This window comes from Nocardioides sp., assembly GCF_016462705.1.
In the GTDB taxonomy this organism is placed as follows: Bacteria; Actinomycetota; Actinomycetes; order Propionibacteriales; family Nocardioidaceae; genus Nocardioides.
Genome location: NZ_JAEMSS010000011.1, coordinates 1 through 14,911 on the forward strand (window position 1 = coordinate 1; position 14,911 = coordinate 14,911).

Below are 14,911 nucleotides of genomic sequence, written 5' to 3' on the forward strand. Positions count from 1 at the left end.
CCCCAGCCCCGTCCCCTGACCCTCGGAGCCACCTGTGACCCACCGCGCCACGACCAGCGCGTTCGCCCTGCCCGACCACCTCGTCGCCAAGGCCGACCCGGCCCTGGTCGCCGACGACGAGCAGCACTTCGCCGCCATCTCGGAGAGCCTCGACCGGTCCATCTCCGACCTGACCGAGCGGCTCGACCGTGCCCGCAGGGAGGCGGGCGGCCATGGCCAGGCCGCCCTCGACCGCGACCAGGAGGTGCACCGGCTGACCGCGCGGCTGCGGACCCTGCGGCGCTTCGGCCTGGACCTCTGCCTCGGCCACATGGTCCCCGCCGACGGCTCCGAGCGCGTCTACGTCGGCCGGATCGGCATGAGCGACGCCACGGGGCGCCGACTCCTGGTCGACTGGCGCTCGCCGGCGGCCGAGCCGTTCTTCGGCGCGACCCACGCCGACCCGATGGGCCTGGCGAGCCGCCGCCGCTACCGCTGGACCCTCGGCCGGGTCACCGACTACTGGGACGAGGTGTTCGCCGCGGACGGGTTCACCGGGCACGAGGCCGCCCTGGACGACCAGTCGGCCTTCATCGCCGAGCTGGGTGCCAGCCGGTCGCCCCGGATGCGGGACGTGCTCGGGACCATCCAGGCCGACCAGGACGCGATCATCCGGGCGGGGTCCCGCGGCGCGCTGGTCGTCGACGGCGGGCCGGGCACGGGCAAGACCGTGGTGGCGCTGCACCGCACGGCCTACCTGCTCTACTCCGACCCCCGGCTGGGCGACCGCCGCGGCGGCGTGCTGTTCGTCGGCCCGCACCAGCCCTACCTGGCCTACGTCGGCGACGTGCTCCCCAGCCTCGGTGAGGAGGGGGTCCGGACCTGCACGGTGCGCGACCTCGTGCCGGAGGGCGCCGCGGCGCTCGCGGAGACCGACCCCGACGTCGCCCGGCTGAAGTCGTCCGCGGCCCTGGTGGCGGCCATCGAGCCCGCGGTCCGGGTCTACGAGGAGCCGCCGGGCGAGGGACTCGACGTGGAGACGGAGTACGGCGACGTCCGGCTCGGCGCCGCGGACTGGGCCGAGGCCTTCGGAGCGCCTGATCCCGGGACACCGCACAACGAGGCCCGCGGGCAGGTGTGGGCGGAGCTGCTCACGATCCTGGTCGACAAGCACCTCGCCGACCACCACGAGGCCGAGGGCGACGAGGACGTGCCGGCCGACCAGGTCAGACGGGCCCTCGCTCGTAACCGGGACCTGGCCACCGCCTTCGACAAGGCCTGGCCGCTGCTCGACCCCACCGAGGTCGTCGAGGACCTCTGGTCGGTGCCGGCGTACCTGCGGCACAGTGCGCCGTGGCTCGGCGGCGACGAGGTCCGCACCCTGCAGCGCGCGAGCCCCCGGGAGTGGACCGTCTCCGACCTGCCGCTGCTGGACGCGGCTCGGCTGCGGGTCGGCGACCCCGACGCGGTGCGTCGCGAACGGCGCAGGCAGACGGAGCTGGCCGCGCAGCGCGAGGAGATGGCCCGGGTCGTCGACCACCTCGTCGCGGACGACGACTCGGAGATGCGGGTGATGTCGATGCTGCGGGTCGAGGACGCCCAGAGCGTGATCGTCGACCAGGCCGCGGTGCGCGGAGCCGACCCGGACGCGCTCGCCGGGCCGTTCGCGCACGTCGTGGTCGACGAGGCGCAGGAGCTCACCGACGCGGAGTGGCAGATGCTGCTGGCGCGCTGCCCGTCCCGGAGCTTCACCATCGTCGGCGACCGCGCGCAGGCGCGGCACGGGTTCGCCGAGTCCTGGCAGGAGCGGCTCGAGCGGGTCGGCCTGGACCGCGTCGAGGTGGCCTCGCTGACCCTCAACTACCGGACCCCGACGGAGATCATGGCCGAGGCCCAGCCGGTCATCCGGGCCGCGCTCCCCGACGCCAACGTCCCGAGGTCGGTGCGCAGCGGCGGGATCCCGGTCGTCCACCGGCCGGTCGCCGACCTCGACGAGGCTCTCGAGTCGTGGCTCGCCCAGCACCCGGACGGCACCGCCTGCGTCATCGGTGACCCGGGCTTCGTCCCGACGGCGCGGGTCCGGTCGGCGACCCCCGAGCTGGCCAAGGGCCTGGAGTTCGACCTGGTGGTGCTGGTCGAACCGGAGTCGTTCGGCCCCGGTGTGCGCGGGGCCGTGGACCGCTACGTCGCGATGACCCGGGCGACGCGGCAGCTCGTGATCCTGGCAGGCTGACGGCGTGACCGTGATCAAGATCAACGCCATCACCGTGCCGAGCGGCTCGGGGGACGAGCTGGCCCATCGGTTCGCCGCCCGGGCCGGCGCCGTCGACGACGCCGACGGGTTCGAGGGGTTCGAGCTGCTCCGCCCGACCGACGACCGGGAGCAGTGGCTCGTCCTCACCCGGTGGCGGGACGAGGCGGCGTTCCAGGCGTGGGTCGGCTCGCCCGGGTTCGCCGAGGGACACCGGTCCGCGGCCGAGCGCGCCGGCGGCGACACGCCGAGGCCGGTCTCGACCCACAGCGAGGTGTGGAGCTACGAGGTGGCCGGCGGCTCGACCCCCGGTGCCTAGGAGTCGTCGTCAGTCGAGCGACGGTACGTCGACCTCGGGCCCGTCACCGCGGAGCAGGGTGGTCACCGTCGCCGACCACTCCCCGAGGACGTCGACCGTCGCGCCGAACGCCCGGGCGTCCTCGCGGGCCAGCGTCCCCCACCCGTCCCAGAGCAGGACGACCCGGCCCTCGAGGTCCCGCAGGCAGTCGTTCAGGGCATCGAGGTTGCGCCCGTAGTAGTCCGGGAAGGCCAGCGCCTCGCCGATCGCGGTCAGGACCTCCCGCTTGTCCTGGTGGTGCCACCCGTCGACGTACCCGAACCGCCAGCCGGCGTGCTCGACGGCGTGCCGGACCTCGTCCGCCTCGAACGCCGCGTGCCAGCGGTAGACGCCGGGGTCGTGCCTGCCGGCCAGCACCGCGGCGAGACCGCTCACGGCGACCTCCGGGCGATGCGTTCGAACGACTCGTAGTGGTCCTCGGTCCAGTAGTACTCGCCGCCGTCGCCGGTCACGATCCGCAGGGCGCCGCGGGGTCCCTCGCAGGACGTGGCGCTGAGGACGGTGTACTCCGCGTAGTAGCCACGGTCGCGGTCCGGGAGGATGCCCTCGCGGTTCTCGAAGGTCACCCCGTCCTTGTCGCACGGGAAGGGTCCGCCCTGGTCGATGAGCGCCAGGGTGCCCTGGGCGAAGACGGGGAGGTCGTCCTCGAGCACCCATGGCAGGCCGCTCTCGGGGTCGGTGTCGCCCGTCTCGACCTCGTCCGGGCCCGTCCCGCCGGCCGCACCCTGGGCCGACGCGGTGCTCGACGGCTCGTCGCCGCCGAGGGTGAAGGAGTACTCGCGGTCACCCAGCGCCAGCATCAACGAGACGAACGCGACGGCTCCGAACACGGCGGCCACCCAGATGACCGTCTGGCGGTTCCACTTCACGGCGGCCGGCTCCTACAGCGCCATCGCCTGCGCCCGGCGCTTGACCTCCGAGCCGCGGTTCTCCCGCAGGGCGTCGATCGGGCGGCCGGGCAGGTCGAGGTCGAGGTGCAGCCAGGCGATGATCTCGCGGTCGTCGTAGCCGCCGTCGTGGAGCACCGTCAGGAGGCCGGGCAGCCCCTTGACCGGCAGGCCGTCCTGGATGAACCCGGCCGGCACCTGCGGTCCGGCACCCGGCCGCGGCACCGCCGCGGCCAGCTCGTGGTCGCGGATCATCGTGCGCACCTTGGCCTCGGTCACGCCGAGGAGCCGGCCCGCCTCGGACCAGTCCAGCCACTCCTCCACCAGGGCGGCCAGGTCGTGCTCGGCCAGCGGAAGCTCACTCATGGGGGAATCGTCGCACCCCGCAGCCGCCCACGCCGCCCCCGGGGAGCCGTCGAGGCTCCCGGAGCGTCGGAGCCGGGGTGAGGCACCGGATACGTACGATGGGGCGATCCGGAGCCCTTCCCCGTCCGGACGCAGGAGGTCGACGTGTCCGACCGGCATGACGCCCCGGACCCCCCACGCGGCGAGCCCGCGGGCGGGAGCGACCCCTTGGTGGGGCGGCTCCTCGACGGCCGCTACCGGATCAGCGGCCGGATCGCCCGCGGCGGGATGGCCACCGTCTACGAGGCGATGGACCTGCGGCTGGACCGCACCGTCGCGGTCAAGGTCATGCACCCGGGGCTGGGCGACGACGACGAGTTCGCCAGCCGGTTCGTGAGCGAGGCCCGCAGCGCGGCGCGGCTCTCCCATCCCAACGTCGTGGCCGTCTACGACCAGGGCAACGACGACGGCACCGTCTTCCTCGCGATGGAGCTCGTGCCGGGTCACACCCTGCGCGACACCATCGGCAAGGAGGCGCCGATGTCGCCCTCGCGGGCGCTGGCGCTGCTCGAGCCGGTCGTCTCCGCGCTGGCCGCCGCGCACCGCGCCGGGTTCATCCACCGCGACGTCAAGCCCGAGAACGTGCTGATCGCCGACGACGGACGGGTCAAGGTCGCCGACTTCGGGCTGGCCAAGGCGGTCAGCGCCGACACCAAGCACACCGCGACCGGCGTCCTCATCGGGACCGTCTCCTACATCGCCCCGGAGCTGGTGGTCGAGGGCCGCTCGGACGCGCGCGCCGATGTCTACAGCGTCGGGGTGATCCTGTACGAGCTGCTCACCGGGGCCAAGCCACACCAGGGTGAGTCGCCGATCCAGGTGGCCTACAAGCACGTCCACGAGGACGTGCCGGCGCCCTCGGCGGCCGCCCCCGGCATCCCGGCGTACGTCGACGCCCTGGTCGCCCGGGCCACCGCCCGGGACCGGGAGCAGCGCCCCGCCGACGCGGGAGTGCTGCTGCAGCACGTCCGCCGCGTCACCCAGGCACTCAACGCCGGGGTGCGCGAGGACGCCGACCTGGTCGGCGACCTGCTTCCGCGAGTCCCGGCGAGCACCTTCGAGGACGCCGAGCTGAGCAACGTCCCCACCGACCCCCACGACACCGCCGAGGTGCTGCGGCACCCCCGCCGGGAGCCCACCGCGACGCTGGACCGCGGCCAGGCGCCCGAGCAGCACGAGCGGACCTCGGTCCGGCTGGCACCGACCCCGCCGCCCGTCCGCACACCGCGCCGGCCCCGGCGGCCGCGGGAGCGGCCCGGGCGTCCGCGGCGGTCCCGGCGCGGCCCGATCCTCCTCGTGCTCGCGCTCCTGGTGGCCAGCGCGGTCGGCGCCAGCGCCTGGTGGTTCGGGTTCGCCCGGTACACGACGACACCCGGTGTGATCGGGCTGACCCAGGCGGACGCCACGGAGCGCCTGGAGGGTGCCGGGCTCGAGGTCGTCGTCGGGGAGCCGGAGTACTCGTCCACGGTCAAGCGGGGACGGGTCATCAGCACCGACCCCGGCGCCGGCGACCGGGTGCTCGACGGCGAGAAGGTCGCCATCGTCGTGTCGCTCGGCAAGGAGACCTACGAGCTGCCCAAGCTCAAGGGCCTGACCGTCGACGACGCCCAGGACCGGATCCTGGACACCCAGATGGCCTTCGGCAAGCTGATCGAGGTCTTTTCCGAGACCGTCCCCGAGGGCATCGTGATCGGCTCCGACCCCAAGTCGGGCACCACCCTGCGACCCGGCGCCATCGTCGACCTCATCGTCTCGAAGGGACGGCGCCCCATCCCCGTGGGTGACTGGGTCGGCAAGGACGCCGACGCGGCCGAGCGGATCCTGGAGCGCCGTGGTCTCGTGGTCGACCGCACCGAGGAGTACGACGACGACGTCGCGTCCGGGCTGGTGATCGCGCAGGACCCCGCTGAGGGCACGCTGTACAAGGGCGACACCATCTCCCTGCGGGTCTCGCTGGGCCCGGAGCTGGTCGAGGTCCCCAACGTCGTGGCCGCCGGCGTCGACTCGGCGACCCAGACCCTCACCGACCTGGGGTTCGAGGTCGTCGTCGAGGAGGCGCCGGGCTACCTCGGTCTCGGGTTCGTGTTCTCGATGGACCCCGACGCGGGCTCGGAGATCCCGAAGGGCTCGACGATCACCCTCTACCTGATCTGACACCCTCCCCGGGTGGCCTCCCGTCGTACGTCCCTGCTGGCGACCGCGGCGCTGCTGGCGACCACGGCGGCGTGGGGCAGCACGTTCTTCCTGATCAAGGACCTCCTCGACCGGGTGCCGACCCTGGACTTCCTGGCGGTGCGGTTCCTAATCGCGGGCGTGGTGATGGCCGCGGTGGCGCCGGGTGCGCTGCGCCGGTTGTCGCCGGCCTCGCGCCGGCACGCCCTGGTGCTCGGGCTCCTGTACGGCGTCGCCCAGATCCTGCAGACCGCCGGCCTGGCGCACACCGCGGCCAGCGTCTCCGGGTTCATCACCGGCATGTACGTCGTCGCCACCCCGCTGTTCGCCGCGCTGATCCTGCGCACCCGGGTCACCCCGGTCACGTGGGCCGCGGTCGCACTGGCGACGGCAGGGCTCGGCGTGCTCACCCTTGACGGGTTCTCGGTCGGCTACGGCGAGGCCATCACGCTGGTGGCGTCCCTCATCTACGCGCTGCACATCGTCGGGCTCGGCGCGTGGTCGACACCCGGCGAGGCACTGGGCATGTCGGTGCTGCAGCTGCTCGTCATCGCGGCCGTCTGCCTGCTCGCGACCGCCCCCGACGGGGTGGTCCTGCCCGAGTCGGGCCGGGACTGGCTGGCGGTCGTCTACATGGCGCTGGTCGCCGGCGCGCTGGCGCTGCTCGCGCAGACCTGGGCACAGGCCCACCTCGCGCCCACCAGGACCGCCATCATCATGAGCACCGAACCGGTCTTCGCGGCGTTCTTCGCGGTGCTGCTCGGCGGCGAGGGGGTGACCTCGCGGATGGTCCTCGGCGGGCTCATGGTGCTCGCCGCGATGCTGGCCGTCGAGCTCGCTCCACGCCGCCCGGTCGAGGGCGAGGTCCAGCACCTCGCCGTGTGATCCCCGCGTGAGCCCGGTCCGATCGCCGGTCCGATCGCCGGTCCGATCGCCGGTCCGATCGCCGGTCCGATCGCCGGTCCGATCGCCGGTCGATCGCCGGTCGATCGCCGGTCGGTCGCCGTGCGGTCGCGGCGCCGAGCCGGCCCTCATCACGATTGCGTCACGCCTGTCCGTACTCCGGATTCCGGACCCGCCGGCGGCCACCCGGCACGTACGTTCGCGCGGTGGTCGTGGTGATGGCACCCGGCGCCACGGACGAGGACGTCGCCGCGGTGGTCGCGAGGGTCGAGGAGGTCGGCGGGGAGGCGTTCGTCTCCCGCGGTCTGGTCCGCACCATCATCGGCCTGGTCGGCGACATCGACTCGTTCCACCACCTCAACCTGCGCACGCTGCCGGGGGTCGCCGACGTCCACCGGATCTCCGACCCCTACAAGCTCGTGAGCCGCCAGCACCACCCGGAGCGGTCCACCGTCTGGGTGGGCCCGCAGGACCACCAGGTCCCGATCGGTCCGGACACCTTCACGCTGATCGCCGGTCCGTGCGCGGTCGAGAGCCACGAGCAGACCTACGAGGCCGCCATCATGGCCCGGACCGCCGGCGCCACGCTGTTGCGTGGTGGCGCCTTCAAGCCCCGCACGTCGCCGTACGCCTTCCAGGGTCTCGGGGTGGCCGGGCTCGAGATCCTGGCCGACGTCCGGGGTGCGACCGGGATGCCGGTCGTGACCGAGGTCGTGGACGCCCGCGACGTGCCGACGGTCGCCGAGCACGCGGACATGCTCCAGGTCGGGACCCGCAACATGGCCAACTTCGGGCTGCTGCAGGCTGTCGGGGAGGCGGGGAAGCCGGTCCTGCTCAAGCGCGGCATGACGGCCACCGTCGAGGAGTGGCTGATGGCGGCGGAGTACATCGCCCAGCGCGGCAACCTCGACGTGGTCCTGTGCGAGCGCGGCATCCGCACCTTCGAGCCGGCCACGCGGAACACCCTCGACATCTCCTCGGTCCCGGTCGTGCAGTCCACGAGCCACCTGCCGGTCATCGTCGACCCGTCGCACGCCGCCGGGCGCAAGGACCTGGTGGTGCCGCTGGCCCGGGCGGCCATCGCCGTCGGCGCGGACGGCCTGATCGTGGACGTGCACCCGCAGCCGGAGACCGCGCTGTGCGACGGGCCCCAGGCGCTGGCCGGCTCCGACCTGCGCGAGCTCGCCCAGGCGGTCCGGCGCCTCCCCCGGGCCGTCGGCCGAGCGGACGCGGCGGCGCACGTCCGGCCCACGTCCGCATAGGCTGACCGCCGATCAGATCCCCCGCACCGGGGGGCGGGACCGACCCGGGAGGCGCGGCGCCGTGAAGCACTGCACGCAATGTGGCCACGTCCTCGGCCTCGGCCGGTTCTGCACCAACTGCGGTCATCCGGTGGCGGGCCGGCACGCCGACCCGCTCTCGGACCCCATGTCGGACCCCATGTCGGACCCCGTCTCGGGCCCCACCTCAGGCCCCGTCCCGGGCTCGGTCCGCCGACCCCTCGGGGAGGACGGCGACACCGAGCGGCCGACGGGCGAACCCGAGTGGCGGACCGACACCGCCGAACGGCTCACCCGCGCCGCGGCCGCGGACCGGGCCGTGGTCCGTCCCCCGGCCGCCGAGCCGCGGCTGCCACCGGTCGTGGTCGAGCCTCCTCCGCCGCCGCGGTTCCCGCTGTTCGCCGACGAGGTCGCGCCGGCCCGGACCTCCGCCGCCCCGGGCGCCGCCGGGCAGCCGCCCACGGCCCAGCTCGCGCCGGACGCCGCAGCGACCGGGTGGACCGACGCGGACGGGCCCGGCGACGAGTGGGACGGCCAGACCGACGGCGAGGACCCGGAGGACGACTGGGACGAGGACTGGGACCAGGACTGGCACGAGGGTCGGCGACCCCGCGCGCTGTGGGTGGTCGGCGCCGTGGCGCTGCTGGCGGTGCTGGTCGTCGGCGGCTGGCTCCTCGGTCGAGCGCTCGGCGGGGATGACGACCCCGTGGACGAGCCCACTGCGGGCGGCCCGGCCGAGCCGGGCCAGGAACCCGTCGACCACACCGCGCAGGCCAGCGCCGAGGCCCCCAGGACGGCTCCCTCGACCCAGGACGTCGACGGCAACCCCACCTCCTACGACGCCAGCAACATGCTCGACGGCGTTCCCGAGACCGCCTGGCGGGCGGCCGGTGACGGCTCCGGGCTCAAGCTGGTCTTCACCTTCCCCGAGAAGACCAGGATCTCGGAGGTCGGCCTCGTCAACGGCTACGCCAAGACCGCGACCGACGACACCGGGACGACGTTCGACTGGTACGCCGGACACCGGCGGGTCACGCAGGTCACGTGGAACTTCGGGGTGGGCGACCTGGTCCGGCAGGACCTGGAGGACGGCCGCGCGCTGCAGACGGTCGAGGTCGGGCCGGTCGAGGTGCGCAAGGTGGTGCTCAAGATCGTCACGACGACCGAACCCGGGCAGGGTCCGGCCCGGCGCGACTTCACCGCGATCAGCGACGTGTACCTCGCGGGCTGACCGGTCGACGGCCGCCCACAGCCGTTCAGAGGCGGGTCAGCGACGTTTCAGAGGCGGGCCAGCAGCGCCGCGGCCCGCTCGGCGTCGGCCCGGGTCACGTCGAGGTGGGTGACCAGTCGGATCGCGGTGGGGCCCACGGCGGAGATCCGCACGCCGACGGACTCCGCGGCGGCGACGAAGGCCGGGGCGTCCGGACGGTGCGCCACGACGATGTTGGTGTCGACGGTCGCGGGGTCCACCCCGCACGCCTCGGCGAGCAGCCGAGCGTGCGCGTGGTCGTCGGCCAGCCGCTCCACGTGCCCATGAGCAGGGTCGAGCGCGTGCAGCCCGGCGGCCGCCAGGATCCCGACCTGGCGCATGCCGGCGCCGAGGTGCTTGCGGCGCACCCGGGCCTGGGCGACCGCGTCCCTCGTCCCGACCATCAAGGACCCGACCGGAGCACCGAGACCCTTCGACAGGCAGACCGACACCACATCGGCGACGGCGCCGTAGTCCGCGAGCGGTGTCCCGGTCGCGACGTGCGCGTTCCACACCCGGGCGCCGTCGAGGTGGACCCGGGCCCCCGCACCGACGGCGTACTCGTGGAGGTCGCGCAGGTCCTGGAGAGGGAGCACCGCTCCCCCGGCGAAGTTGTGGGTGTTCTCGACCGAGATGGCCGCAGTGGGCACGAAGAACGGCCCCAGGTCCGGAGCGAACATCGCGGAGATCGCGCGCAGGTCGACCTGGCCCCGCGGGTGCGTCCAGGTGCGCATGGTCAGGCCCCCGACCGCCGCGTGCGCGCCGAGCTCGGCCCGGGCGATGTGTGCGGAGGACTCGCACAGCACCTCCTGCCCGGGCTGCACCAGCGAGCCGACGGCCAGGACGTTCGCCATCGAGCCGGTGGGCGTGAACAACGCTGCCTCGTGGCCGAGCAGCCCCGCGACCCGCTCCTCGAGCGCCCGGACCGTCGGGTCCTCGCCGTAGACGTCGTCGCCGACCTCGGCGCTGGCCATGGCGGCACGCATCGCGTCGGTGGGCTTGGTGAGGGTGTCGCTACGGAGGTCGATCATTCGTCGCCACCTTCCAGCATCGGCTCACCTGGGTCTCGAGACGCGCCGCTCCTCGACCTTGCCCGCCGCGGTCCGCCTGAGCTCCGCTCAGTCGGACCGGGCTCGCAACATCTCCGCGACGAGGAAGGCGAGCTCGAGCGACTGCACCCGGTTGAGCCTCGGGTCGCACACCGACTCGTAGCGGTTGCCGAGGTCCATCTCGAGGAGGTCCTCGCCGCCACCGACGCACTCGGTGACGTCGTCACCCGTCAGCTCGACGTGGACGCCTCCGGGCCAGGTGCCGAGCGAGCGGTGCACGTCGAAGAACCCCTGGACCTCGTCGATCACGTCGTCGAAGCGGCGGGTCTTGTAGCCCGACGACGCCTCGAAGGTGTTGCCGTGCATCGGGTCGCAGACCCAGGCGACCTCGACGCCGGACGCGGTGACCTTCTCGACCACCACCGGGAGGCCGTCGCGGATCTTGCCGGCGCCGAACCGGGTGATGAAGGTGAGCCGGCCCGGCTCGTTGTCGGGATTGAGCCTCTCGGCCAGTGCGATGGCGTCGTCCGGCGACGTCGAGGGGCCGAGCTTGACGCCGATCGGGTTGCGGATGTGCCGGAACAGCTCGACGTGGGCGCCGTCGAGCTGGCGGGTGCGCTCGCCGATCCAGACGAAGTGCGCCGAGACGTCGTACGGCGTCTGCGTGCGCGAGTCGATGCGGGTCATGGCGTGCTCGTAGTCGAGCAGCAGGCCCTCGTGGCAGGTGTGGAAGTCGACCCGGTGGAACTCGTCGGGGTCGGCACCGATGGCCTGCATGAACGTCAGGGCCCGCTCGATCTCGGCGGCCACCAGCTCGTAGCGCTGGCCGATCGGGGACTCGCGCACGAAGTCGGTGTTCCACGTGTGCACCTGGCGCAGGTCGGCGTAGCCACCGGTCACGAACGCCCGCACGAGGTTGAGCGTCGCCGCGGACGAGTGGTAGACGTCGACCAGCCGCTGTGGGTCCGGGACCCGGGACTCGGCGGTGAACTCGAAGCCGTTGACGGCGTCACCTCGGTAGGCGGGCAGCGTCTCGCCGGCGCGGGTCTCGAAGTCGGACGAGCGCGGCTTGGCGTACTGGCCGGCGATCCGACCGACCTTCACCACCGGCACGGAGGCCGCGTAGGTCAGCACGACGGCCATCTGGAGGAGCACCCGCAGCTTGTTGCGGACGTTGTCGGCGGTGACCCCGGCGAACGTCTCCGCGCAGTCGCCGCCCATGAGCATGAACGCCTCACCGCGCGACACCGCGGCGATCTTGTCCTTGAGGTCGTCGCACTCGCCGGCGAACACCAGCGGCGGCATCGTGCGCAGCCGCGCGACGGCGCTGTCGACGGCCGCAGGGTCGTCGTAGGCCGGCTGCTGCGCCGGGCCGAGCGCGCGCAGCGTCTCGAGGTCGGGGATGGTCACCCCGCAAGCGTACGGCTGAGGGCCTCCCCGCTCCGACTCGTCGCCCGATCGTGGACGAGCCTCCAGCCTGGATCAGCGCTCCTCGCGGGGCGGCGGGGGCTCCTGGTCCATGTGGTCGATGTTGCGGAACCCGGTGCGCTGGGCGCGCACACCCCGGTTGGTGGCCCAGGTGAGCACCCAGAGCGCCACGCCGATCAGCAGCAGCACGCCGGCGATCCGGTAGACGATGCCCTCGCGGTCCACCCACGGGCCGATGAGGAACAGGCACGCGGCCGCGGCGACGACCGGGGTGGGGCCGGGCGACCGGAAGACCGACTCGCGCCCGTCGCGGCGCAGGACCAGGCACGCGACGTTGACGACCGTGAAGACGCCGAGCAGCAGGAGCGACGTCACGTTCGCCAGGTTGGCGACGACGTTGTCCTCGCGGTTGGCGACGTAGACGATCAGGCCCAGCGCCAGCAGGGTCGAGAAGACGATGCCCGCCCACGGCGCCCGGGTGTTGGGCGAGACCTTGCCGAGGCTCCGGGGCAGCACGTCCTGGTGGGCCAGTCCGTAGAGCAGCCGGCTGGCCATCAACATGTTGATCAGCGCCGTGTTGGCCACCGCGAAGACGGCGAGGAACGGGAAGACCCGGTCGATCGGGAAGTCCGGCGACCCCACCTTGACGACCTCGAGCAGTGCCCGCCCCTCGGCCTCGTTGATCTCGGCGAGCTGCTCGGAGCTCAGCACCGTGACGACCGAGACCGCGACCAGCATGTAGATGACCACCGCGATGCCCAGGCCGGTCAGCAGGGTGCGCGGGAAGATCCGCTCCGGCTCCTGCGTCTCCTCGACCATGTTGACCGAGTCCTCGAAGCCCACCATCGCGAAGAACGCGATCGAGGTCGCCGCGGTCACCGCCAGGAACATGCCCTTGTCGTCGGGGTTCTCGAAGGTCGTGACCCGGTCGAAGCTGCCGTCCCCCTGCGCGATGACGTAGAACCCGACGCCGATGACGAGGGTCAGGGCGGTGACCTCCACCAGCGTGAGCACCACGTTGAACTTGACCGACTCGCCGACCCCGCGCAGGTTGATGAGAGCGAGCAGGACCATGAACCCCAGGGCGATGAGGGTGATCGTGCCCTTGCCGGGGGTCGAGTCGATCCAGCCGTTGGCCTCGAGGCCGCCGGTGAGGTTCTGGGCCAGCACGTTGGACGACGTCGAGGCGCTGGTGATGCCGGAGCAGATCACCGCGAACGCCACGAGGAACGTCACGAAGTGCAGCCCGAAGGCCTTGTGCGTGTACAGCGCGGCTCCCGCGGCCTGCGGGTACTTCGTCACGAGCTCGAGGTAGGACAGCGCGGTGAGGGTGGCCACCGCGAAGGCGACGAGGAACGGCAGCCAGACGATGCCGCCGACGACGCCGGCCATCTGCCCCGTGACGGCGTAGACGCCGGCTCCCAGGATGTCGCCCACGATGAACAGCAGGAGCAGCCTGGGCCCCATCACCCGCTTGAGGTCCGGCTCCGGTCCGTTGACGTCCTGCTCGGCGGTCTGCACGGTCATGGGGTCTCCTGCTCCGAGTTGCGGTGGACTCGCCCCATCAGACACCGAACGAACGGTCCTGTCGACCGCCCTTCCTGGGCGCGATGACCCCGAGCCGGGCGAGCAGGTCGAGCGTCACGACCGCGAACGGGTTGTCCGCGGTCGCCTCGGCGATGTCGTCCCAGTCGACCTGCTCGCGGACCGCGCGCGCGGCCGGCAGCACCTTGGTCAGGTCGCAGGCCCGCTCGTCCAGAGCGGCGAGCTTCGCCTTGATCAGCACGGTCGCGCCCAGCACGGGCAGCCGGACCGACTCGACCTCCATCTCCTCGGCGTCGGCCAGGTCCGCGTGGGTGACGGGGTCACCGTTGAGCCGGAACAGCAGGTCGACGAGGACGTCGTCGACGTAGACCTTGAACAGCCAGTCCTCGGGCGGCTCGGCCACCTGGAGACCGGCGTCCGCGAGGATCTCGGCCGCCTGGTCCCGGTCGCTCTCCGCCACCACGAAGTCGACGTCGTGGTGCGGCTCCGGCGCTCCCCTCGCCCAGAGCGCATAGCTGCCTGCCAGCGCGAACGGGACCCCCGCCGTCTTGAGGGCGACCCCCACCAGCTTGAGCGCCTCGCGCAGCCTCGCCTGAGCATCGGTCACCGGGGAGCGGTACCCGCAGCGGGGTACCGACCCGCGGATGCGACTCGCGACCTTCAACATCCTGCACGGCCGCAACCCCGCCGACGACCTGGTGGACGTCGACGTCTACGCCGCCGCGATCGCCCGCCTCGACGCCGACGTGCTCGCCCTCCAGGAGGTGGACCGCAACCAGCCGAGGTCCCACGGGGCGGACCTGACCGCCGTCGCCGCCCAGGCCATGGGGGCGGTCGAGCACCGGTTCGTGGCCGCGATGACCGGGAGCCCGGGTGCCACCTGGGTCGCCGCCACCGGGGCGGAGCAGCCGGACGCGGCGACGTACGGCGTCGCCCTGCTGAGCAGGCACCCGGTCTCGGCCTGGCAGGTCGTCAGGCTGCCGGTGCTGCGCACCGCCGTCCCCATGCGCTTCCGCGGCGAGCTGCGACCGACGCTCGTGCGTGACGAGCCGCGGGTCGCCGTCGCCGCCACGGTCGAGGCACCTGGCGGCACGGTGACCGTGGCCTGCACCCACCTGTCGTTCGTCAGGTGGTGGAACGGGCGCCAGCTGCGGTCGCTGACCGCCGCACTGGCCGCGACCGAGGGTCCGCTCGTGCTGATGGGCGACCTCAACATGGACCTGCGTCGTGCGGTGCGGATCTCCGGCCTCACACCGGCCGCCCGGCACCCGACGTTCCCGGCCGACGCGCCGAGCGAGCAGCTGGACCACGTGCTCACCAGCGGAGACCTCGCCGCCACGGCGTCAGAAGCCGTCCGACTGCCGCTGTCGGACCACCAGGCGCTGGTCGCCGAGCTGCGGTGAGC

General features: G+C 73.2%; 14 protein-coding genes. 7 read left to right on the forward strand and 7 right to left on the reverse strand.

Annotated features, from left to right (window positions below; genetic code table 11):
- The first annotated feature begins 34 nt into the window (after positions 1 to 34).
- Positions 35 to 2,212 carry an RNA polymerase recycling motor ATPase HelR gene (helR, locus tag JHD21_RS02545; protein WP_292671393.1) on the forward strand — a complete coding sequence of 726 codons (2,178 nt, stop codon included), beginning with the start codon at positions 35 to 37 and terminating at the stop codon, positions 2,210 to 2,212.
- Between the two features lie 4 nt (positions 2,213 to 2,216).
- Positions 2,217 to 2,549, forward strand: coding sequence for an antibiotic biosynthesis monooxygenase (locus tag JHD21_RS02550; RefSeq protein WP_292671395.1), 333 nt, complete (start codon positions 2,217 to 2,219; stop codon positions 2,547 to 2,549).
- 9 nt (positions 2,550 to 2,558) lie between these two features.
- Here the strand turns inward: JHD21_RS02550 and JHD21_RS02555 are convergent, their stop codons facing one another.
- Genes JHD21_RS02555 through JHD21_RS02565 form a run of 3 tightly spaced genes read right to left on the reverse strand, consistent with a single transcriptional unit; the run spans position 2,559 to position 3,841 of the window.
- On the reverse strand, positions 2,559 to 2,963 hold the full coding sequence (locus JHD21_RS02555) for a barstar family protein (RefSeq protein WP_292671397.1): 405 nt from the start codon (positions 2,961 to 2,963) through the stop codon (positions 2,559 to 2,561).
- A complete protein-coding gene (locus JHD21_RS02560) occupies positions 2,960 to 3,457 on the reverse strand; it encodes a ribonuclease domain-containing protein (RefSeq protein ID WP_292671398.1) in 498 nt (165 codons plus the stop codon). The genes JHD21_RS02555 and JHD21_RS02560 overlap by 4 nt, the downstream gene beginning before the upstream one ends.
- A 12-nt stretch (positions 3,458 to 3,469) precedes the next feature.
- Entirely contained in the window at positions 3,470 to 3,841 is a 372-nt protein-coding gene (locus tag JHD21_RS02565; RefSeq protein ID WP_292671399.1) for an Rv2175c family DNA-binding protein, read from the reverse strand.
- A gap of 144 nt (positions 3,842 to 3,985) precedes the next feature.
- Here JHD21_RS02565 and pknB point away from each other — a divergent pair, with 144 nt between their 5' ends.
- The 4 genes from pknB to JHD21_RS02585 all read left to right on the forward strand — a co-directional run bounded on the left by pknB (position 3,986) and on the right by JHD21_RS02585 (position 9,466).
- Positions 3,986 to 6,034: a Stk1 family PASTA domain-containing Ser/Thr kinase gene (pknB, locus tag JHD21_RS02570; protein WP_292671401.1), complete on the forward strand. Its 2,049-nt coding sequence runs from the start codon at positions 3,986 to 3,988 to the stop codon at positions 6,032 to 6,034.
- A 12-nt stretch (positions 6,035 to 6,046) separates the two neighbouring features.
- Positions 6,047 to 6,937, forward strand: a complete 891-nt coding sequence (locus JHD21_RS02575; RefSeq protein ID WP_292671403.1) for a DMT family transporter — start codon at positions 6,047 to 6,049, stop codon at positions 6,935 to 6,937.
- A gap of 224 nt (positions 6,938 to 7,161) precedes the next feature.
- Positions 7,162 to 8,217, forward strand: a complete 1,056-nt coding sequence (gene aroF / locus JHD21_RS02580; protein WP_292671404.1) for a 3-deoxy-7-phosphoheptulonate synthase — start codon at positions 7,162 to 7,164, stop codon at positions 8,215 to 8,217.
- A gap of 61 nt (positions 8,218 to 8,278) precedes the next feature.
- Positions 8,279 to 9,466, forward strand: a complete 1,188-nt coding sequence (locus JHD21_RS02585) for a hypothetical protein (protein ID WP_292671405.1) — start codon at positions 8,279 to 8,281, stop codon at positions 9,464 to 9,466.
- Positions 9,467 to 9,513: 47 nt separating this feature from the next.
- Here the strand turns inward: JHD21_RS02585 and JHD21_RS02590 are convergent, their stop codons facing one another.
- The 4 genes from JHD21_RS02590 to JHD21_RS02605 form a co-directional block, all read right to left on the reverse strand.
- Positions 9,514 to 10,515: a GntG family PLP-dependent aldolase gene (locus tag JHD21_RS02590; protein WP_292671406.1), complete on the reverse strand. Its 1,002-nt coding sequence runs from the start codon at positions 10,513 to 10,515 to the stop codon at positions 9,514 to 9,516.
- Positions 10,516 to 10,602: 87 nt separating this feature from the next.
- Complete coding sequence (locus JHD21_RS02595; RefSeq protein ID WP_292671407.1) at positions 10,603 to 11,943, reverse strand: class II 3-deoxy-7-phosphoheptulonate synthase; 1,341 nt, start codon at positions 11,941 to 11,943, stop codon at positions 10,603 to 10,605.
- A 72-nt stretch (positions 11,944 to 12,015) separates the two neighbouring features.
- Positions 12,016 to 13,488 carry an APC family permease gene (locus JHD21_RS02600; RefSeq protein ID WP_292671409.1) on the reverse strand — a complete coding sequence of 491 codons (1,473 nt, stop codon included), beginning with the start codon at positions 13,486 to 13,488 and terminating at the stop codon, positions 12,016 to 12,018.
- Between the two features lie 37 nt (positions 13,489 to 13,525).
- A complete protein-coding gene (locus JHD21_RS02605; protein WP_292671410.1) occupies positions 13,526 to 14,113 on the reverse strand; it encodes a hypothetical protein in 588 nt (195 codons plus the stop codon).
- Positions 14,114 to 14,150: 37 nt separating this feature from the next.
- Here JHD21_RS02605 and JHD21_RS02610 point away from each other — a divergent pair, with 37 nt between their 5' ends.
- Entirely contained in the window at positions 14,151 to 14,909 is a 759-nt protein-coding gene (locus JHD21_RS02610) for an endonuclease/exonuclease/phosphatase family protein (protein ID WP_292671412.1), read from the forward strand.
- The last annotated feature ends 2 nt before the right edge of the window (positions 14,910 to 14,911 follow it).

Coding starts and splice junctions, on each gene's coding strand:
- JHD21_RS02610 (WP_292671412.1), top strand. CDS start 14,151: ATGCGACTCGCGACCTTCAACATCCTGCACGGCCGCAACCCCGCCGAC.
- JHD21_RS02565 (WP_292671399.1), bottom strand. CDS start 3,841: ATGAGTGAGCTTCCGCTGGCCGAGCACGACCTGGCCGCCCTGGTGGAG.
- JHD21_RS02600 (WP_292671409.1), bottom strand. CDS start 13,488: ATGACCGTGCAGACCGCCGAGCAGGACGTCAACGGACCGGAGCCGGAC.
- JHD21_RS02590 (WP_292671406.1), bottom strand. CDS start 10,515: ATGATCGACCTCCGTAGCGACACCCTCACCAAGCCCACCGACGCGATG.